This window comes from Dyella sp. SYSU CM1112 (genome assembly GCF_058216415.1).
In genome coordinates this window covers 1-251 of the sequence record NZ_JBZEGI010000168.1, presented here as the reverse complement: position 1 = coordinate 251, position 251 = coordinate 1, and the positions used below count along the sequence as shown (strand labels likewise).

The 251-nt window shown below is 57.4% G+C and carries 1 protein-coding gene; it reads right to left on the bottom strand.

The window, feature by feature from the left end; all coding sequences use genetic code 11:
• Nucleotides 1–204 (bottom strand): glycosyl hydrolase 115 family protein (locus AC4HNJ_RS22090; protein WP_490481756.1); only part of this gene is annotated, 204 nt, incomplete at its 3' end.
• Nucleotides 205–251 lie beyond the last annotated feature (47 nt).

The window sequence follows — 251 nt, the reverse complement described above, 5'->3', positions numbered from 1 at the left end:
CGCGATGATGTGTTCCAGCAGTTGGGTATTGGCAGTGGTGGACATGGGCGTGTCACCTTCGCCGCGCATGCCTAGCGTCACCATTTCCTCATAGTTTTTGTCGCGCTCCATGCCCTTGCGCCAGAATGCGTCGATCGCTTTGGCGTTGGTGGTGTAGTCCAAAGGGCCGTAGTGTCCGGACGTCCATTCTTTTTCCGCACGCATCATCGGCTCTTAGTGCGAGGTGCCCATCACGATGCCGTATTCGTCGG